Origin of the sequence: Staphylococcus xylosus (assembly GCF_002732165.1) — a bacterium.
In the GTDB taxonomy this organism is placed as follows: Bacteria; Bacillota; Bacilli; order Staphylococcales; family Staphylococcaceae; genus Staphylococcus; species Staphylococcus xylosus.
In genome coordinates, this window is sequence record NZ_MRZO01000006.1 from 1 (window position 1) to 20,539 (window position 20,539).

Annotated in this window: 19 protein-coding genes; 7 read left to right on the forward strand and 12 right to left on the reverse strand. The window is 32.9% G+C overall.

The genetic code is table 11. The annotated features are described in order from the left end of the window. Nucleotides 1-162 precede the first annotated feature (162 nt). The 9 genes from BTM19_RS09650 to kapB all read right to left on the reverse strand — a co-directional run bounded on the left by BTM19_RS09650 (nt 163) and on the right by kapB (nt 7,837). A complete protein-coding gene (locus BTM19_RS09650) occupies nt 163-1,365 on the reverse strand; it encodes an NAD(P)-binding domain-containing protein (protein ID WP_069796403.1) in 1,203 nt (400 codons plus the stop codon). A gap of 198 nt (nt 1,366-1,563) precedes the next feature. After that, complete coding sequence (locus tag BTM19_RS09655) at nt 1,564-1,920, reverse strand: Na+/H+ antiporter subunit G1 (RefSeq protein ID WP_029379187.1); 357 nt, start codon at nt 1,918-1,920, stop codon at nt 1,564-1,566. Further along, nucleotides 1,898-2,191 carry a Na(+)/H(+) antiporter subunit F1 gene (locus BTM19_RS09660; protein WP_038678212.1) on the reverse strand — a complete coding sequence of 98 codons (294 nt, stop codon included), beginning with the start codon at nt 2,189-2,191 and terminating at the stop codon, nt 1,898-1,900. The genes BTM19_RS09655 and BTM19_RS09660 overlap by 23 nt, the downstream gene beginning before the upstream one ends. Continuing rightward, nucleotides 2,191-2,670, reverse strand: a complete 480-nt coding sequence (locus tag BTM19_RS09665) for a Na+/H+ antiporter subunit E (RefSeq protein ID WP_038678213.1) — start codon at nt 2,668-2,670, stop codon at nt 2,191-2,193. The genes BTM19_RS09660 and BTM19_RS09665 overlap by 1 nt, the downstream gene beginning before the upstream one ends. Nucleotide 2,671: 1 nt before the next feature. Further along, nucleotides 2,672-4,168, reverse strand: a complete 1,497-nt coding sequence (locus BTM19_RS09670; RefSeq protein ID WP_038678215.1) for a Na+/H+ antiporter subunit D — start codon at nt 4,166-4,168, stop codon at nt 2,672-2,674. Next, entirely contained in the window at nt 4,155-4,502 is a 348-nt protein-coding gene (mnhC1, locus tag BTM19_RS09675) for a Na+/H+ antiporter Mnh1 subunit C (protein ID WP_017722347.1), read from the reverse strand. The genes BTM19_RS09670 and mnhC1 overlap by 14 nt, the downstream gene beginning before the upstream one ends. Then, nucleotides 4,502-4,930, reverse strand: a complete 429-nt coding sequence (locus BTM19_RS09680; protein ID WP_029379183.1) for a Na(+)/H(+) antiporter subunit B — start codon at nt 4,928-4,930, stop codon at nt 4,502-4,504. Before BTM19_RS09680 ends, mnhC1 begins: the two co-directional genes overlap by 1 nt. Continuing rightward, nucleotides 4,911-7,328: a Na+/H+ antiporter subunit A gene (locus BTM19_RS09685; protein ID WP_069796402.1), complete on the reverse strand. Its 2,418-nt coding sequence runs from the start codon at nt 7,326-7,328 to the stop codon at nt 4,911-4,913. Before BTM19_RS09685 ends, BTM19_RS09680 begins: the two co-directional genes overlap by 20 nt. 128 nt (nt 7,329-7,456) lie before the next feature. Next, complete coding sequence (kapB, locus tag BTM19_RS09690; RefSeq protein WP_029379181.1) at nt 7,457-7,837, reverse strand: sporulation phosphorelay system protein KapB; 381 nt, start codon at nt 7,835-7,837, stop codon at nt 7,457-7,459. 67 nt (nt 7,838-7,904) lie between these two features. Between kapB and BTM19_RS09695 the strand changes: the two genes are divergently transcribed. From BTM19_RS09695 to BTM19_RS09715, 5 genes are all read left to right on the forward strand, one after another. Then, nucleotides 7,905-8,498 carry a peptidylprolyl isomerase gene (locus BTM19_RS09695; protein ID WP_029379180.1) on the forward strand — a complete coding sequence of 198 codons (594 nt, stop codon included), beginning with the start codon at nt 7,905-7,907 and terminating at the stop codon, nt 8,496-8,498. A gap of 480 nt (nt 8,499-8,978) precedes the next feature. Then, a complete protein-coding gene (gene ygs / locus BTM19_RS09700) occupies nt 8,979-9,359 on the forward strand; it encodes a S1 domain-containing post-transcriptional regulator Ygs (protein WP_017722342.1) in 381 nt (126 codons plus the stop codon). A gap of 460 nt (nt 9,360-9,819) precedes the next feature. Next, nucleotides 9,820-10,953, forward strand: coding sequence for an NADH-dependent flavin oxidoreductase (locus tag BTM19_RS09705; RefSeq protein ID WP_029379179.1), 1,134 nt, complete (start codon nt 9,820-9,822; stop codon nt 10,951-10,953). A 435-nt stretch (nt 10,954-11,388) separates the two neighbouring features. Continuing rightward, the gene (locus BTM19_RS09710; RefSeq protein ID WP_029379178.1) at nt 11,389-12,579 is read left to right on the forward strand and encodes an ornithine--oxo-acid transaminase; all 1,191 of its coding nucleotides are present in this window, start codon (nt 11,389-11,391) and stop codon (nt 12,577-12,579) included. 110 nt (nt 12,580-12,689) lie between these two features. After that, nucleotides 12,690-13,934, forward strand: coding sequence for a Glu/Leu/Phe/Val family dehydrogenase (locus BTM19_RS09715; RefSeq protein ID WP_029379177.1), 1,245 nt, complete (start codon nt 12,690-12,692; stop codon nt 13,932-13,934). Nucleotides 13,935-14,033: 99 nt separating this feature from the next. On the opposite strand, the gene BTM19_RS09720 is transcribed toward BTM19_RS09715, so the two are convergent. The 3 genes from BTM19_RS09720 to BTM19_RS09730 form a co-directional block, all read right to left on the reverse strand. Further along, the gene (locus BTM19_RS09720; RefSeq protein ID WP_029379176.1) at nt 14,034-15,008 is read right to left on the reverse strand and encodes a glycerophosphodiester phosphodiesterase; all 975 of its coding nucleotides are present in this window, start codon (nt 15,006-15,008) and stop codon (nt 14,034-14,036) included. 233 nt (nt 15,009-15,241) lie between these two features. Next, nucleotides 15,242-16,618: an argininosuccinate lyase gene (gene argH, locus BTM19_RS09725; protein ID WP_029379175.1), complete on the reverse strand. Its 1,377-nt coding sequence runs from the start codon at nt 16,616-16,618 to the stop codon at nt 15,242-15,244. Then, on the reverse strand, nt 16,608-17,813 hold the full coding sequence (locus tag BTM19_RS09730) for an argininosuccinate synthase (RefSeq protein WP_029379174.1): 1,206 nt from the start codon (nt 17,811-17,813) through the stop codon (nt 16,608-16,610). Before BTM19_RS09730 ends, argH begins: the two co-directional genes overlap by 11 nt. A gap of 339 nt (nt 17,814-18,152) precedes the next feature. Between BTM19_RS09730 and BTM19_RS09735 the strand changes: the two genes are divergently transcribed. Together BTM19_RS09735 and BTM19_RS09740 are read left to right on the forward strand one after the other, a co-directional pair. Then, complete coding sequence (locus BTM19_RS09735; RefSeq protein ID WP_038678222.1) at nt 18,153-19,484, forward strand: glucose-6-phosphate isomerase; 1,332 nt, start codon at nt 18,153-18,155, stop codon at nt 19,482-19,484. A gap of 475 nt (nt 19,485-19,959) precedes the next feature. After that, complete coding sequence (locus BTM19_RS09740; RefSeq protein ID WP_099265846.1) at nt 19,960-20,535, forward strand: TVP38/TMEM64 family protein; 576 nt, start codon at nt 19,960-19,962, stop codon at nt 20,533-20,535. Nucleotides 20,536-20,539: the final 4 nt, after the last annotated feature.

Genomic DNA, 20,539 nt, shown 5'->3' on the forward strand with positions numbered 1-20,539 from the left:
AGGGCCAATAATGGTCTGAAAGACCACTGCTTTTTGAAAAATAACTATATAAATAAAAATAAACAAACCTTACGCATTAATTTGCGCAAGGTTTGTCTAGGTTCTGAGACAATTTCTATATTAGTTATATAGAAATTGTCTTTTTTTACTTGTCCAAGAACTTTATTGTCCTATGCTTTGATTGGTGTACAAGCCCTCGCTATTATAATAATGCTGTGATTGATTGTACTGTTTGTGTTCAAAAGCTTCACCGATTCTTAACGAGGCTTCACGACCTCCCATAATATTCCGTGCAAATGGTCCGAGCTCCAAATCAGCCAAGCCACCGCTAACATAAAGATTAGGGAGCCATTCTAACGTTGGTGTAATTGAAGGTAGTCCACAGCTACTTACCGGGGCTTGGTATTTTGTTACTAATTGTTGAATTAAAGGCTGTTGCATAATCGTTTCTTTAAAGCCTGTAGCTAATAATATATGGTCGTAATGTATACAATACGTGTCAGTACAAATATGGTGATTAACTATATTTGTTATTTCGTTAATATGTACTTTAAGACGACCGGCTTTAATATACTTTTTAAGTCTTAATTCTAGTTCTTTTGGCATTGAACCTTTGTGTCGCTCATTTTTAATTGTGTTTAAGCGATCAATAGAAGATTGCATAGCACTAAATTTTTTCATGTTTTTAGGTCCTAGCCATCCAGGGTCTGCATCAAAGTCATGAACATCTATTGCTTTATTCATCCATAAATGAATCTGATTATTACTGTTTTCTTTTAAAAGCCTTAACGTGAGGTGAGCTGCAGAAATACCACTACCAATGACATGAGATGTTTCGGTATAAGTATCTTGTTCATTTTCAAAAATGTGAGAAATGTCAGGTTGAAGTTGAAAAAGTTCAGGAATGTATATTTCATGATTACAACCAAATGCAACTACTACATGGTCTGAACTAATCCAGTTTTTATTATTCAATTGCACGTGCCATTGTTGTTTGCTCTGCTTAATATCACTGACATATCCTTGAATATGACATGAATTTAAATGATATGAATGAATTAAATCATGTGTATGCTCCATAAACATATTTCGGTTAGGTCGTTTATATTGTCCATATGCAGCATTAGTATAATGCATTTTTTTAGCATATTTATTTAAATGAAAAGGGTTAGGATGAACATGATGTACACATGGTGAACGTAAATAAGGCATGTCGATACGTTTTGAGAAATTATCAAATTGAGCACACAAGTTAGGGTTTGGATCGATAATTGATAATTGTGATGCCTTTAAACCTAAAGATCTTAACTTAATAGCGATAGTTACAGCATGTAGTCCACCGCCGATAATAGTCCAAGTTGTCATAAAAACACTCCTGTTTATTTAAATCGTAATAATTACGATTTAATATATCATGTAATAAACTTTATAACAACTGATTTCGTATATAAATTATGAAATGTATAGTAAACAAAAAGTGGGAGAGACATATGTCTCTCCCACAAATAATTTATAAACAGCACTAGGAGAAATTGTTCTTAACTAAATCCAAGTAAGCTGCTTTTATAATTTTGTATCTTTTAAATCTTCTTTAATTTCATCATGCTTCGTTCTTTTTGAAGCAGGCGTTTGTAAATTATACGCTGATTTGATAATTAAATGACTTGCTAAAGGTCCAGTAATTAAAATAAACAAAATACCCACAAGTAATTGCATATTCACATAACCTTCTCGACCAATAAAATATAAGAACACACCACTAATTAATAGCATTGAGCCTAGTGTTGCAGCTTTACCGGCTGCGTGAGCTCTAGCGTATACATCGTCCAAGCGTAATAGACCAATAGCCGCTAGGGCACTGATAAGTGAGCCTAAAATGACCAAGATAAGTGCAATACTAATGACGATCGTCGTTATCATTTTCAATCACCTTACCTTTATCCATATATTTGGCAAATACTGCCGTACCAAGAAAAGCTAAAATACCTATCAATAAAATGGCCACAATCATATACTTTGTACCTAAGAAAATACTAAATAGTGCAACAATAGCCATGAGTTGAATACCCATTGCATCAAGTGCGACGACCCTGTCAGCGAGAGAAGGGCCGATAATTACACGAACAAGCATGCCTAGCATTGATAAAGCTACAATAACTAGCGCAATGATTAATATAATATTATAGTTCATTAATTTTCGCCTACCTCTCTGACCACTTTTTCAAGGGATGATTTGATACTATCTACTTCTTCTTCTTTTGTAGTGAAATCGATACTGTGTATATATATTTTTGTACGATCATCACTAATACCTAATACAATTGTGCCTGGCGTTAGTGTGATTAAATTAGATAATAATGCGATTTGCCAGTCACTTTTTAAATCTGTATGGTACGTGAAGAAGGCCGGCTCATTATCAATCTTGGGTTTAATTACAATACGTATAACATCTATATTTGCTTTTACTAGTTCTATTAAAAACACTAAGAATAGTTTCACAATTTTGTAGACAGTGATGATATAAAATCTACCAGGTAATACATCGCGCATTAAATAAACTAATAAAAGTGCGAATAAGTAACCTAAAATAAAGTTATTAAATGTATAACTGCCTGTGACGAATAACCAAAATACAGAAAGCATCAAATTTACTAATATTTGAACTGCCATATTATTTACCTCCCAATACTGCGTCTCTATAGATACTAGGATTGTAGAATGTCTCAGCAGCATCTTTAATAATTGGTTGCAACCAATCTGCAGAAAGTCCGAAAACAACTGTGATAATGACTGAAATGATTGATATTGTAAGTATTCCTTTATACTGCAACTTAGGATTTACTTGATAACCTTCAGATTTTCCGAAAAAGCCTAATAAGAAAATACGAATAACAGAATAAAGAACTACTAAACTTGATAGTAAAACAACAATACCGCTTAAGTAAAATCCTTTTTCAAATGTAGCTTGTACGATATAAAATTTACCATAAAAGCCGCTTAGTGGCGGTATGCCTGCAAGACTTAGTGCAGCGATGAAGAACGTCCATCCTAAAACAGGATAATCTTTAATCAGACCACCATATTTACGTAAATCATGTGTTTTCGTAATTTTATACATAACACCAATTAGGAAGAATAGTGCTGCTTTTACTAACATATCATGTAGTGTATAGTAAATCGCACCCATCATACCTAATTGATTCATCATCGCAATACCAACTAGGATAACGCCTACAGCAATTACAATGTTATAAAGTATGATTTTTTTAGTATCAAAATAGCTAACAGCGCCGACACAACCGAAAATAATAGTAAGTAATGCTAGGAACAATATTGTATAAAATGAAAAGTCCGATGAATCATTAAAGAATAAACTAGCTGTTCTTGCAATGGCATATACGCCTACTTTTGTTAGCAAAGCACCAAAGAATGCAATAATTGCAATCGGTGGGGCATAATATGCACCTGGCAACCAAATATACATTGGGAATGCACCAGCTTTAGTTGCAAAAACAAAGATAAACATGATAAATATGATTGTTATTATACCGTTATCTTCAGCAGGTAGTTGACTTAACTTTTCACTAATATCAGCTAAATTCAAAGTCCCGACTACAGAGTAGAGCATAGCTACAGCTATAACAAAGAATGCTGATGAAGTTACGTTGATAAGTACGTATTTAATAGTTTCGCTTAATTGTATTTTAGTTCCGCCTATAACTAACAAGATATATGAAGCTAAAAGGAACACTTCAAAGAATACAAATAAGTTGAATATATCTCCAGTAATAAACGACCCAATTATACCTGTAACCATAAACATTACTGCGAAATAATAGTAGTATGTTTCGCGCTCTATGCCTACTGATTGATAGGAATAAAGGATGATTAACATCGTTATAATCAAACTTGTGATGACAAGTAAGGCACTGAATATATCAAGGACAAAGACAATACTATAAGGTGCTTCCCATGAACCTAATTCTAATATAATAGGGCCATCTCTAAGCACATTTTGGAAATTAATAATTGCAAAAATCAATGTAATAGCTGTACCTGATAAGGCAACGTAGCGCTTTATCCTAGGGCGCTTACCAATGAATATGAGTGCGATAATAGTAATCATTGGTATGACGAGTAATGAAATAATGAGATTACTCTCTATCATTGTCCAGCACTCCTTTCATACTTTCTACGTTGTCTGTGCCTAATTCTTTATAACTTCTAAAAGCTAACACTAAGAAAAATGCTGTTACAGAAAACGAAATTACTATAGCTGTAAGTATTAAAGCCTGTGGAATTGGATCTACATATGAAGTGATTCCTTTTTCATAAATAGGGACTTCACCTTTTTTAAGACCGCCCATAGTAATTAAAAATAAATTGGCTGTGTGTGTTTGTAAAGTAGTCCCAATAATGATACGTATCAAACTTTTAGAAAGAATGAGATAAACGCTCATCGCAGTGAGAATACCACAAACAAAAATCATAACTATTTCCATTACTCATTCTCTCCAATCGCTAATATTATAGTCATTATTGTACCTACAACTGCGCATAATACACCCAAATCAAAAAATGTAGCAGTATGCATTTCCATTGGTTTTAAAATTATTAGTGGAATTTCAAATGGTGTATGTGTGAAAAAGTTCTTATGATAAAACCAACTTGCCATCGGCGTAGCTAGACAAAAGAAAAAGCCAATACCGATTAATTTTTTAAAGTCCCAAGGGAAAATTTTACGCATCGTTTTTATATCAAAAGCTACTGTAATAATCACGAGTGCACTAGAAAGTAATAAACCTCCTACGAAACCACCACCTGGTGTATAATGTCCGGCTAAAAATAAATATAGTCCAAACATCACGATGAGAAAGAAGATAACAACAGCTGAATATTGAAAGATTAAATTATTTTTCTGTCTGTTCAACGTTTTTACCTCCTTCATCATTTTTATTATTATTTGTACGTAATTTAATCATTGTATACACACCTAAACCGGCAATACCAAGTACTGCAGATTCAAATAAAGTATCGGTACCACGGAAGTCAACAAGGATAACGTTAACCATGTTGGTACCATGGGCTAAGTCATAAACATTTGATTTATAAAATTCAGCAATAGAGCCGAAATGTCTATTACCATAAGCAATTAAACCAAGTACAGTTACTACGATACCCGCACAGACTGCAATAACAATATTTAATAATTTAAAAGAACGTGTTTCTTTATGTCTATTTAAATTAGGTAAGTGATAGAAACATAATAAGAACAATGCAGTTGAGATAGATTCAACTACAAATTGTGTAAGAGCTAAATCTGGTGCACCAAAGAAAATAAAGAATATGGCAACAGAATAACCTACAGCGCTTGCCATGATAATGCTAAATAACCTAGATTTAGCAAATATAATCATAGAAGCAGCGGTAATAATCAATACTACAATGATTAATTCAAATGGACGTACAGCACTGACATCTTTAAAGTCAATATTAAATGGTGTAACTAAAAGCGTTACTAACGTAATTACTATCAATGAAGCGAAGATAATAATTAAGTTATTACGCGTAAATCCAGTGACATAAGAGTCGGTAAATTTACCTGAGTAATTCGGCATAACTTTACCAAATTTATCATACCAATAATTTAATGTGAGTTTGGTAGGTTGTAAATGCAATAAACGAATCCAATAACCAAAAGTAAATATGAGCAAAATACCTACAACATAAATAACTAATGTTGAGAAGAATGCTGGCGTAAAGCCATGGAACATATGAAATTCTGCAGTTGTACCAGTTGTTTGGCTAATTGCATTTACTGCAGGGTCAATGATTGTGCCAGTTAATATTGATGGGAAGAAACCGAATACAATAACTAATACAGCTAAAATCGCTGGTGAAATTAGCATGAGTATAGATACTTCATGAGCTTTTTTAGGTAATTCTTCAGCCTTATGACTACCTAAAAAGATTTGACCAATAAATCTGACAGAATAAACAAATGTAAATACACTACCAATAATTGCGATAATAGGAATTAATATGCCAAGCGTATTTAAACTAAATATATTAGCATTTGTAATTTCAATCATGCTTTCTAAAAATGACTCTTTAGATAAAAATCCATTAAATGGCGGTATACCAGCCATACTTAATGAAGTAATGATTGTAATCGTAAATGAAATCGGCATGATAGTTAATAATCCGCCTAATTTATTTACATCACGTGTGCCTGTTGAGTGGTCGATTGCCCCAGTTACCATAAATAATGCGCCTTTAAAAGTGGCATGATTAATTAAGTGAAAAACAGCAGCAGTAAATGCAGCAACATAAAGTTGACTTTCAGAGCCTTCAAAATGATAGCTAACTGCTCCGATACCTAACATAGACATGATCATACCTAATTGTGAAACAGTAGAAAACGCTAAAATACCTTTTAAATCTTGTTGTTTTGTGGCATTAAACGATGCCCATAATAATGTTATTAAACCAATCAAAGTTACTGACCAAATCCAACCTTGTGAAACAGCGAAAATTGGTGTCACTCGGGCAACTAAATAAAGACCAGCTTTAACCATTGTTGCTGAGTGTAAGTAAGCACTTACTGGTGTTGGTGCTTCCATAGCATCTGGTAACCATATGTAAAAAGGAAATTGCGCCGATTTAGTAATAGCCCCAATTAAAACTAAAATCATTGAAAGAATAAAAAAAGGACTAGTTTGAATTTCAGAAACATTCTGAATTAATTCTTGAATACTTGTTGTCCCACCGGCAATTGAAAGTAATATAATACCGCCTAAAAGCGATAACCCTCCGAATACCGTAACGAGCATGGATTTTTGAGCACCATATATAGATGCTTGCTTATCACGCCAAAATGAGATGAGCAAGAAACTAGAAAATGAAGTTAATTCCCAAAATAAATATAAGATAATTAAATTATCTGATAATACAACACCTAACATAGCACCCATAAAGAGCAATAGATAACAATAAAAATTTCCCAGTTGCTCTTGTCGACTTAAATAACTTATAGAATAAAGTATAATTAAACTACCTATGCCAGTTATTAACAAACTAAATAATAAGCCTAAACCGTCAACGTATAAATTGAAATTCATACCGAAGTGAGGCATCCAATTGGCTTTTTGCATTATGTTATTTCCTGACATGGTTGTCGAAATATATGATAGGAAATATATAAATAAGACGACGGGGATAGGTAACACAAACCATCCTAAATGTATGCGTTTATAAAAACGATATACAATTGGAATAATGAGTGCGAAAACGAACGGTAAAAGTACCGATATATGTAACAAACTCATTATTTTATCCTCCTTTAAAAATGTATTATAAAACCATTATACATGAAGTAGACTATTCTGAAAAACGTCAGGAAGCCTTGAAACACTTGTGTTAGATGTTTTATTAAATAAGAAGAAACACGGTATTTTTATTCAAAATTTTGTTTATATTGAATGGAATAATCATGTTTTAATCTTTGTAAATTGTCGAGTGACATAGTTGCGTGCAATGTATCTTGACCTTTTAATTGAGCTTCTAATTTTGATATCGCACGCTGTAATGATTCAGTGTAAGGCATAATTTCTGCATTGAACTCTCTAAGGTGTGACTTTGTAGTATAGCGCTTTTCATAATGACTAAGTGCTTTACGTTCATGGAAAAACACATTTTCAGTTTCTGTGGGATTGTGTAAATCACCTTGTTTAGGGTGATTAATCACTTGTTCAACTTGAACGAGAACGCTATTTTCATTTTCTTCCTTAATTGTTACGCCATAACTGCCAGTTTTATGTGAAAAACGGTATAACATAATTCAATACATCCCTTCTTTTGTGTTAGAATACATATATCATCTTAACATGAAATGGAGAATAAAAATGACGAACTATCCTCAGTTGAACACAGAAATAAATGACAATGAAATTAAAATGGTAATGCATACAAACAAGGGAGACATGACTTTTAAATTATTACCAGATGTTGCACCAAAAACAGTAGAAAACTTTGTTACACATGCTAAAAATGGTTATTATAATGGTGTTACTTTCCATCGTGTAATTAATGACTTTATGGTACAAGGTGGAGACCCAACTGCTACAGGTATGGGCGGCGAAAGTATTTATGGTGGACCTTTTGAAGATGAATTTTCAAGAGAAGCGTTTAATATCTACGGAGCACTTTCAATGGCAAATGCAGGACCAAATACAAATGGTTCTCAATTCTTCATTGTTCAAATGAATGAAGTGCCAGAATCAATGCTTAGTCAATTAGCTGACGGAGGTTGGCCAGAACCGATTGTAAAAGCTTATGGCGAAACTGGTGGTACCCCTTGGTTAGATCAAAAACATACTGTATTTGGTCAATTAATTGAAGGTAAAACTACATTAGAGGACATTGCTAATACAAAAGTAGGTCCACAAGACAAGCCATTATATGATATTACAATTGACTCAATTGATATTGTTGAATAATTAACAGAATATATGAATCTCTAGATAAATATCTAATTTCAGTACGAATAAGCTGATTAATTATTTAATCTAAACTATAGGAGAAGAGCTTAGAAATCAATTTGATGTTGATTTTTACTCTTCTCCTTTTTTTAGAGATGTTTTAAAATGATGCGGAATGAAATAGTTAAAAATGAATCGTTGCAAATTCCAACTGGAACTTATTTTGAATAGGAAGAAATAGGATTTTTATAAAAGCTGGAATATTTAACTAACAATTTTAATATAAGTAAATATAATTAGTATTAGCTAATTAAGAAGTCATAATTTATTAAGTAATTCTATAAAATACAATATCGAGCGTTTATACGCTGTATTTAGTAATAGTTTTAGCAACATAAAAATGTAAAATGTGAAATTTTTCTGTGTTTATGTTAGTGCCTTACTATAATGTATGCTATTATAATAGTGTTAAGTAAAACGAATTAAGGGGTTATCACGTTGAATAATCACTATAAAGTAGGTCAACATATTAAAGTTCGTGTGACTGGTATTCAACCGTATGGCGCTTTTGTAGAAACCCCTGACAATGCTGAAGGATTAATCCATATTTCTGAGATTATGGATGATTACGTCCATAATTTGAAAAAGTTTTTATCAGAAGGACAAATTGTAAGAGCGAAAGTAATTTCAATTGATGATGAAGGGAAATTAAACCTTTCATTAAAAGATAATGACTATTTTAAAAATTATGAGCGTAAGAAAGAAAAGCAATCAGTATTAGATGAAATTAAAGAAACCGAAAGATATGGGTTTCAAACAATTAAAGAACGCTTACCGGTTTGGATTAAACAGTCCAAAAATGCGATCAAAGATGAATAAAGTCATCTTTTCTTAAGGCTGAGACATAAATTTATGTCTCAGCCTTAAGTGTTTTATAGTGTGATTTTTAGTGGTTATGTTTGGACCGTTAACACTTTATTGGACAACTTCGATTAGTCTAAGTATTGTTAGATTAAGAAGTTAATTTTTTTCATATGAGACGAACTAAAGCGTAACTTTTTAGAGCGTCAGGAATTAATAATGTTGTTTTTTAGTAGGCTTATATTGTCCTAGCAATGGGCCATGCTTTTTAGAGGGAAATCTTTATTTATATTATGGGTATACCAAATGCATAAAAGAAATAACTATTTAGAAAATGAATTTGGAAAAAACGCAATGATATATGCGTGAGCATATTTATTTATCTATCAGATTATTATAGTTAGAATTATAAAAGCACTACAAACTATAAGTGTTTTTATAATTTTCGAATGTTTTAACGCATAGGAGGAAAAGTAAAATGAATAAAAAGTTCCAACCACTTTTTGAAAAATTAACATTACCTAATAAAGTTGTTTTAGATAATAGATTTGTTTTAGCACCACTTACGCATGTTTCATCAAATGACGACGGATCTATTTCAAATGAAGAAGTTGTTTATATGGAACAACGTTCGAAAGATGTTGGCTTAGCTATTTCAGCAGCTAGTAATGTTACGGATTTAGGCAAAGCATTTCCTGGCCAACCATCAGTAGCACATGATTCAAATATTGATGGCTTAAAACGCTTAGCTCAAGCTATGAAGAAAAACGGCGCAAAAGCTGTCGTTCAAATTCATCATGGTGGGGCACAATCATTACCAAATTTAACACCAAATGGAGATGTAGCTGCACCAACACCAATTTCACTAAAAAGTTTTGGTGAGCAAGAAGAACATCACGCACGTGAAATTACTGAAGATGAAATTAAACAATCAATTAAAGCTTTCGGAGAAGCGACTCGTAGAGTTATAGAAGCTGGATTCGATGGTGTCGAAATCCATGGTGCAAATCACTACTTAATTCATCAATTTGTTTCACCTTATTATAATCGTCGTGAAGATGAGTGGGGCAAAGATCGTTTGAAATTTGCATTAAACGTTGTTGATGAAGTAACAGAAACAGTACAACAACATGGTAATGAAGATTTTATTGTTGGTTATAGATTTTCACCTGAAGAAGCAGAATCACCTGGTATAAGCATGGAAATTACAGAATCATTAGTTAAACACTTAATTGATAAACCTTTAGACTATTTACATGTTTCTCTAATGGATATACATTCAGAAACGCGTGAAGGTAAATATAAAGGGCAAGAACGTATTAAATTGTTATTAGAGTGGATTGATGGTCGTATGCCTTTAGTAGGTATTGGTTCTATTTTTACTGCGGAACAAGCTCTTGAAGCGATTGAATCTACTAACGTTGAACTTGTTGCATTAGGCAGAGAAATATTATTAGACCATAACTTTATAAGCAAAATTAAAGATGGTAAAGAAGATGAAATTATTTCACACTTCGATCCAAATAGAGAAGATAGACATCATTTACCACCTAAACTTTGGGAACAATTCAATAAAGGATTTTATCCATTACCAAGAACAGATAATAAATAGAATATTTGTCATAGTAATCGAGGCCGAAACATTTAGTTGATGTTTCGGCCTCGATTACTATATAACGTTATAAAATATTTCTAACTTCATCGTTCTATTTGTAAAAGTAAAGTTTATAAATAGAACGGTGAAGTCTGTGATTAAATATGCGATTTAGCGCAATACTAATAAAATATAATTAATTTTTAAAATGTTAATATAGTCTTGTATTAGTATTGGTAAATGTGGCATTATATATGTAAGGGTTTACACTGGAAAATTGGTGCTTACTCATTATATTATTTACGTTAATTTAACTGATTTGACGGCGTTTGTAACATGAAACTTAAGCAGTTTTAGAAAATGGTTTCAGTTAATCGCTAAATACGTTATGCTATTGAATGAGTATTACTTAAGAGTCTTTTTACTCTTAAATTTTTACAAAGGGGAGATATCATGTCAAGATCAGAAGAAATCATTGAAGTAACAAATCATTATGGAGCGCAAAACTATGTGCCGCTTCCTATCGTTATATCGGAAGCTGAAGGTGTTTGGGTTAAAGACCCAGAAGGTAACAAATACATGGATATGTTGTCAGCATATTCAGCTGTAAACCAAGGTCATAGACATCCAAAGATTATTCAAGCATTGAAAGACCAAGCGGATAAAGTTACTTTAGTTTCACGTGCATTTCATAGTGAAAATCTAGGTGAATGGTATGAAAAAATTTGTAAGCTTTCAGGAAAAGCTAAAGCTTTACCAATGAACACGGGTGCTGAAGCAGTTGAAACGGCTTTAAAAGCAGCTCGTCGTTGGGCTTACGATGTTAAAAAAATAGACCCAGATAAAGCAGAGGTTATTGCTTTCAATGGTAACTTCCACGGTCGTACAATGGCACCTGTATCTTTATCATCAGAACCAGAATATCAACGCGGTTATGGTCCATTATTAGATGGGTTCCGTAAAGTAGATTTTGGCGATATTGAAGCTGTTAAAAATGCTATTACTGAAAATACAGCAGCAATTTTAATTGAACCAATACAAGGGGAAGCGGGTATTAATGTTCCACCTGAAGGTTATTTAAAAGAAATAAGAGCTCTATGTGATGAACATAACGTATTGTTTATTGCTGATGAAATCCAAGCTGGCTTAGGACGCTCAGGTAAATTATTTGCTACGGACTGGGATGACGTTAAACCAGATGTATACATTTTAGGTAAAGCATTAGGTGGTGGCGTATTACCAATATCTGTAGTATTAGCTGACGAAGAAGTACTTGGTGTGTTCTCACCAGGATCTCACGGTTCTACTTTTGGTGGTAATCCACTTGCTTGTGCGGTTTCAAACGCAGCATTAGATGTAATAATTGACGAAGATCTACCAGGGCGTTCATTGGAATTAGGTAACTATTTCAAAGAAGAATTAGAAAAAATAAACCATCCATCAATTAAAGAGGTACGCGGACGTGGCTTGTTTATTGGGGTTGAATTAAATGAGGAAGCGAGACCTTATTGTGAATCATTAAAAGAAAAAGGTTTATTATGTAAAGAAACGCATGATACGGTCATTAGATTTGCACCGCCACTTATTATTTCTAAAGAAGAATTAGACTTTGCATTAGACAAAATTAGAAGCGTTTTTGAGTAAATTCACAGTTCTGTAATATATGTTTTGAAAACCCTTTAAAAAGGAAAATCTTATGTTACAATTATCATGAAAGCGAAATCATTAGTAACGAAAAAGAGGCGAAATGAATCATGACTGAGAATAATAATTTAGTTACTTCGACGCAACAAATTATTAAAGAAGCATTGCACAAACTGGGATTTGATGATGGGATGTATGATTTAGTAAAGGAACCTTTAAGATTCCTTCAAGTTAGAATTCCTGTGCGCATGGACGATGGTACTGTTCAAACTTTTACTGGTTATCGTGCACAGCACAATGATGCTGTTGGACCTACAAAAGGTGGCGTACGTTTCCATCCAGATGTGGACGAAGAAGAAGTTAAAGCATTATCAATGTGGATGACATTGAAATGTGGCATTGTTGATTTACCATATGGTGGTGGTAAAGGTGGTATCATTTGTGATCCACGTCAAATGAGTATTCACGAAGTAGAACGTTTATCTCGTGGGTATGTGCGTTCAATTTCTCAATTCGTTGGACCAACAAAAGATATTCCAGCGCCAGACGTATTTACAAACTCTCAAATTATGGCATGGATGATGGATGAATATAGTTCATTAGATAAATTCAATTCACCAGGATTTATCACTGGTAAACCAATCGTGTTAGGTGGTTCGCAAGGACGTGACCGCGCGACTGCATTAGGTGTTGTTATTGCTATTGAACAAGCTGCACAAAGAAGAGGTTTAGAACTTAAAGGTTCTCGTATTGTTATTCAAGGATTTGGTAACGCGGGTAGTTTCTTAGCGAAATTCTTGTATGATATGGGAGCAACAATTGTTGGTATTTCAGATGCTTATGGTGCTTTACATGATCCAGAAGGATTAGATATTGATTATCTTTTAGATAGAAGAGATAGCTTTGGAACTGTGACTAATTTATTTGATGAAACAATTTCTAATAAAGAGTTGTTTGAAATTGACTGCGACATTCTTGTGCCGGCAGCAATTGCAAATCAAATTACTGAAGAAAATGCAAATGACATTAAAGCCGATATTGTGGTTGAAGCGGCAAATGGACCAACGACACCAGAAGGTACACGTATCTTAACTGAACGTGGTAAACTACTAGTACCAGATGTATTGGCTAGTGCCGGCGGTGTAACGGTTTCTTATTTCGAATGGGTACAAAATAACCAAGGTTATTATTGGACTGAAGAAGAGGTAAACACGAAACTACGTGAAAAACTTACAACTGCATTTGACACAATATATGAATTAGCTCAAAACAGAAAGATTGATATGCGTTTAGCAGCTTATATAGTTGGTATCAAGCGTACTGCAGAGGCAGCACGTTACCGTGGATGGGCATAAATATTTGAATAATAGTAGTAAGTTTAAAGTCCGAGACATCAACAGATGTCTCGGACTTTTTTGGATTTTATAAATAAATTGCTCAATGGAAGTTATCAATTATTGTTCATTTATGACTTGCTTATATAAATCAGGATAATTCGTAAATAGTCCATCTATTCCATATTCATTAAGTTTTTCCATGTCGGCTACTTCATTCACGGTGAAGGGATGAACCAGGAATCCAGTATCTTTAAGATTGGCAACATTTTGCTTAGTTAAATCTGTATATTCAGGACCGACACCGATAGCATATTCTTTAATATAATCCAAATCTTGTTGTGTCATATTCGGTAGTTCGCCTTTGTCTAATAATCGTATAAGTGGCACATTTGAATTTAAATCTTTCATTTTAAGTAAGCTTTCTTGTGAAAAAGATTGAATCATGACATGACCTTTTTTGAGAGACTGTTCATTTAATAATTGGTGTTTATTAAGTGTATCTAATAATTTTTCTTCCATACCAGGATACACATCAGGAGATTTTGTTTCTATATAATAATTAGCATCAGTACCATAACGCTCTAATATTTCGTCTAATGTTGGTATTTTTGCACCTTTATAATTTGAATTAGCATATTGTGGATTTTGCTCATTAAATTTACTTCCTGCATCAAGTTGTTTTAATTCCTCAAGTGTATATTGATCAACCCGACCGGTACCGTTAGTTGTTCTATCTACTGTTTCATCATGCATGGCTACTAGTTGACCGTCTTTAGTCATTTGTAGGTCAATTTCAATATATGATGCGCCTATAGCATTATGGCTTTTGTCATATGAGTAAAATGTATGTTCTGGAGCATAGCCACTAGCACCCCTATGTGCAATTGTTGTGAATTTCTCGCCCGTTAAATTATGTATCCAATTTTGTTGATCTGATTTATTATCCCCAGTAACTGTTTGAACTGAAGTATTTCCATTTTGATTATTTATACCGTTGGTGTTACTGGATGCTTCAGTAATGGTTGAGCTTCCTATACCAGATAAAGACAATATTGCTATACTTGAAATCAAAAGTTTACTCGAATTTTTCACAAGCTGTCACTCCTTTTTATGAACTTACTTTTACAGTACATAAAAAAACTTAAATTGAAAATAGTATTTACAATATTCTAATTTAAACTATAAAAAATTAATTTAAACATTACATACAATCAATGAATTCATTAACAATGTTTTCACTACTTAGAAATATTGTGTTTGAATTGTCATACAAAAAAGCACAGATACACCTATCTAACTATAGATAGGGCATCCGTGCAAATATTCTAATTTAAGTTTTGTTTTATAATTTCTAATTGTTTTTTTACAGCTTCTTGTCCTGTAGAACCGTGACTTATTCTACGGCTGATACAATTTTCAGGTTTTAAATAACTGTAGATATCTGGTTCAATGCTTTCGTGTGCGCTTTGATATTGTTCTAAAGGCACATCTAATAAATAGACGTTATGCTGAATAGCCCAAAGTACTATTTTACCAACAATTTCATGAGCATTTCTGAAAGGAACCCCTTTATTGACTAGGTAATCAGCAAGTTCTGTTGCATTAGAAAAGTCATTGTATACAGTTTCTTGTAAATGTTCTACGTTTACTGTCATTGTGTCTATCATACCTTCAAAGATACGTAAAGAACCTTTTAGTGTATGAACTGCATCAAATAGACCTTCTTTATCCTCTTGCATATCTTTATTATATGCTAAAGGCAATCCTTTAAGTGTCATTAACATACTCATTAAATTACCTGTTGTACGTCCAACTTTACCTCTGATTAGTTCGGCCATATCAGGATTTTTTTTCTGTGGCATAATTGATGAACCAGTTGAAAATGCATCTGATAATGTAATAAAGTTTGCTTCTGCAGATGACCAGAAAATAATTTCTTCTGCAAAACGTGACAAGTGAACCATTGTTAATGAAATATTATGCAGTGTTTCAACTATATAATCTCTATCGCTAACGGCATCCATACTATTCTCATAAACAGCAGAGAAGTCTAACAATGACTGCGTTTCGTGACGATCTATTGGATAAGTAGTACCACTTAACGCAGCAGCACCAAGTGGAGAGATATCAATTCGTTTCAAACTATCTTGAAAACGTGATTTGTCTCTTTCTAGCATCCAATAGTACGTCAAGATATGATGCGCAAATGAAATAGGTTGAGCTCTTTGTAGATGTGTATAACCAGGCATGATTGTGTCTACATGAGACTCAGCAATTTTTACAATTGTCTGTTGAAACGAAATAATTAAATCAATTAATTGAGATACTTCTGCTTTTGTATATAAATGCATATCAGTTGCAACTTGGTCGTTTCTGCTACGTCCTGTATGTAATCTACCGCCAGCATCACCAATACGTTTTATTAATTCATGTTCGATATTTAAATGAATATCTTCTAATGAAACATCAAGAGATAAGTTACCTTGTTCATAATCAGCTAAAATTGCATTTAAACCTTCAATAATTTGTTCGCAGTCTGAATCAGAAATAATATCTTTTTTGGCTAACATGATTGCATGAGCAATACTACCTTGAACATCATATTTAATTAATGTTTTATCAAAGTGTATAGAAGCATTAAATTCATCAACCCATGCTTCTGGTTGCTCACTAAATCTACCACCCCAAGCTTTACTGCTCATCTTTATATCCGCCATGTAACATTGAGTTTACTTTAGTTGGTAAGCCAAAGATATCAATAAAGCCAACTGCTGATTCTTGATTAAATGCATCTTCTTTTGTATAAGTAGCCAATTTTTCATTATAAAGTGTATGTGGTGATTTTCTGCCATTAACAGTAGCGTTACCTTTATATAATTTAAGACGTACATCGCCAGTTACATGTTCTTGAGTACTATCGACAAATATTTTTAGGCTATCTGTTAAAGGTGAGAACCATAAACCATTATAAATTTGTTCTGAGAATTGTTTTTCAATTACTGGTTTAAAGTGTGCAACATCCTTAGTAAGTGTAATTGTTTCAAGTGCTTTATGAGCATTGACAATTACTTCTGCAGCTGGTGTTTCATAAACTTCTCTCGATTTAATACCAACAAGTCTATTTTCAACATGGTCGATTCTACCAATTCCATGTTTACCAGCAAGTTTATTGAGTTCTAAGATAAGTTCGCTAAGTTTATAAGGTTTGCCATCTAGCGCAGTTGGTATACCTTTTTCAAATGAAAGTACAATTTCATCAGCTACATCCGGTGCATCTTCAAGTTCGTTTGTTAAGTCAAATGCATCCTTTGGAGGTGCAGCATAAGGATCTTCAAGTATGCCACATTCGTTACTTCTTCCCCATAAATTTTGGTCGATAGAATAAGGAGAATCATGTTGGATTGGAACAGGGATATTATGTTTGATTGCATAATCAATCTCTTCTTCACGACTCCAAGCCCATTCTCTTACTGGTGCAAAAACTTTTAGTTCTGGATCTAGGGCTTTAATTGCTACCTCGAAACGTACTTGGTCATTACCTTTACCAGTACAACCATGGGCAATACCAACTGCGTTTGTCTTGCTCGCAATTTCAACTAATTTTTTTGAAATTAAAGGTCTTGATAATGCAGAAACTAAAGGATATGTACCTTCGTACATTAAGTTACCTTTAATTGCGTATGACACGAAATCTTCACTGAATTCTTCTGTAGCATCAATGATATGACATTCGATTGCACCCATATCGAGCGCTTTTTGATGTACTAAGTCTAAATCTTTACCTTCGCCGACATCTAAACAACAAGCTACGATGTCATAACCTTTATCTAATAACCATTTTACTGCCACACTTGTATCTAAACCACCTGAATATGCTAATACTATTTTCTCTTTCATAAGTTACACCTCAATTGAATTTTTATAATTTATTAATAAGAATTTGATATTGATTAGTATAACAGAAAACAAATGAAAATAAAACCATTTTTATACATAAATATACAAAAATATAATGTCGTTCTTTTTATTTGTATTGTTTATCGTTGTTTTAAAAGGTTTTTTGGACTTTGGGGATAATTGTTTTATGTATAAAAAGTTGAATATTAAATTCCGTTTATTGAGTGGTTTAGCATTTTAATAGTTAACTTTTCACTATAATATAGGCTAGTTGTTTGAATACTCAAAATAAACTTAGTAAAATAATGATGAAATTAAAAACACTGGAGGCAATTCAAAATGACTCATATTCAATTAGATTATGGTAAAACTTTAGAATTTTTCGGCGAACATGAATTACAGCAACAAAAAGATATAGTTAAGTCAATTCACAAAACAATTCATGAAGGAACTGGTGCTGGTAGTGACTTCCTTGGTTGGATTGATCTTCCTGTAGACTATGATAAAGAAGAATTCTCGCGTATTTTAGAAGCTTCAAAACGTGTCAAAGAACATTCAGAGGTGTTTGTAGTAATTGGTATCGGTGGCTCTTATTTAGGTGCACGTGCAGCTATCGAAATGCTAACATCAACATTTAGAAATAGTAATGAATTCCCAGAAATCGTCTTCGTAGGTAATCATTTATCTTCTTCTTATACACAAGAGTTAATTGATTATTTAGATGGTAAAGATTTTTCAGTGAATGTTATTTCTAAATCAGGTACTACGACTGAACCAGCAGTTTCATTCAGATTATTTAAACAATTATTAGAAAATAAATATGGTAAAGAAGAAGCGAAAAATCGTATCTTTGCTACAACAGATAAAGAAAAAGGTGCGTTAAAGCAACTTGCAACGAATGAAGGTTATGAAACATTTGTCGTACCTGATGATATCGGTGGTCGTTATTCAGTATTAACTGCAGTTGGTTTATTACCAATCGCTGTTGCGGGTATTGATATTAAAGCAATGATGGAAGGTGCAGCAAAAGCACGTCAAGAATTGTCTTCTGAAGACTTAGAAGATAACATCGCGTATCAATATGCAACGATTCGTAACGTTTTATATGCAAAAGGTTATGACACTGAAATGTTGATTAACTATGAACCATCAATGCAATATTTTAATGAGTGGTGGAAACAATTATTTGGTGAATCAGAAGGTAAGGACTATAAAGGGATTTATCCTTCTAGCGCTAACTATACAACTGATTTACATTCGCTTGGACAATATGTTCAAGAAGGTCGTCGTTTCTTATTTGAAACAGTTGTGAAAGTTAATAATCCTAAACATGATATTACTATCGAAGAAGACAGTGATAATTTAGATGGTTTAAATTATTTAGCTGGTAAATCTATAGACGAAGTAAATACGAAAGCATTTGAAGGTACATTATTAGCTCATACTGATGGTGGCGTGCCTAATATTGTTGTTAATATTCCTCGTTTAGATGAAGAGACATTTGGTTATATCGTTTACTTCTTTGAATTAGCATGTGCTATGAGCGGTTATCAATTAGGTGTTAATCCATTCAACCAACCTGGAGTTGAAGCATATAAACAAAATATGTTTGCATTATTAGGTAAACCAGGTTTTGAAGATAAAAAAGAAGAATTGGAAAAACGCTTATAATTTTTCAACATAGTGTTATATCTCGTATAAATAGTTGATGTTAAATTTATATTTTGAGTAGGCTGGGACAATTAATTGTCTCAGCCTTAATTATTATATAGAGATAGTGTGACATGGGCTGATGCATAAGATGCGACTCAGGTAAGTTTTTATCCCTTTCAACTTTAGACATCTTAATCAAGGTAGGAAGATGAAACTTTTTTAATAAATTAGATTCCTTTCTTATTCTCTTTTATAATACAAATACATACGACCGTTTCGTAACTCTAGTAAATCAAAGTTCATATTACAATAGTAAGACTTTGATCAACCTTTAGAATTAATGCTCATTGAAAGCGTGGATAGTCTTTCAATTATGGTTTCAAAAGCATGTCGTTCTTAAGACTGATTTATATTATATGAAACGCTTTATAGTTTTAAAAAAGCAACTTTACACTTATACTTATAATGAATAGTGATGACGAGGATGGGTTTGATGACAGAGGAACAAGTACAGTATTGGTTTGATATATTCGGGAGTTTAGGATACATCGCAGGATTTCTATTGCCATTTATTGAGGCTTTTATTCCTATTTTACCAATCATTGTGTTTGTAATTGTAAACGTTAATGCATTTGGTTGGTTCGTTGGTACCTTATTAGCTTGGTTAGGCACTGTGGTTGGAAGTTATATTGTATTCTTATTTTTTAGAAGGTTAACACATACAAAATATATGCAAAAAATTCAGCAACGGACATCAGTTAAACGCTTAATACATTTTATTGATAGAAAAGGGGTTATACCTATTTTTATCTTAATGTGCTTTCCGTTTACGCCAAGTGCTCTAGTTAATATTGTGGCAAGCTTATCGCATATTAAAGCGCATGCCTATCTAATTGTACTAATAGCATCTAAATTTATAATGATTGGCCTTGTAGGTTGGTTAGGTAACGATATTACAACACTTTTTACTAATCCGATAAGGCTGATAACAATAGTGATAGTAATTGCTATAGTATGGTTCGTTGGTAGAAAACTAGAGAAATATTTTATGCATTCGTCAGAGGAGTGACAAC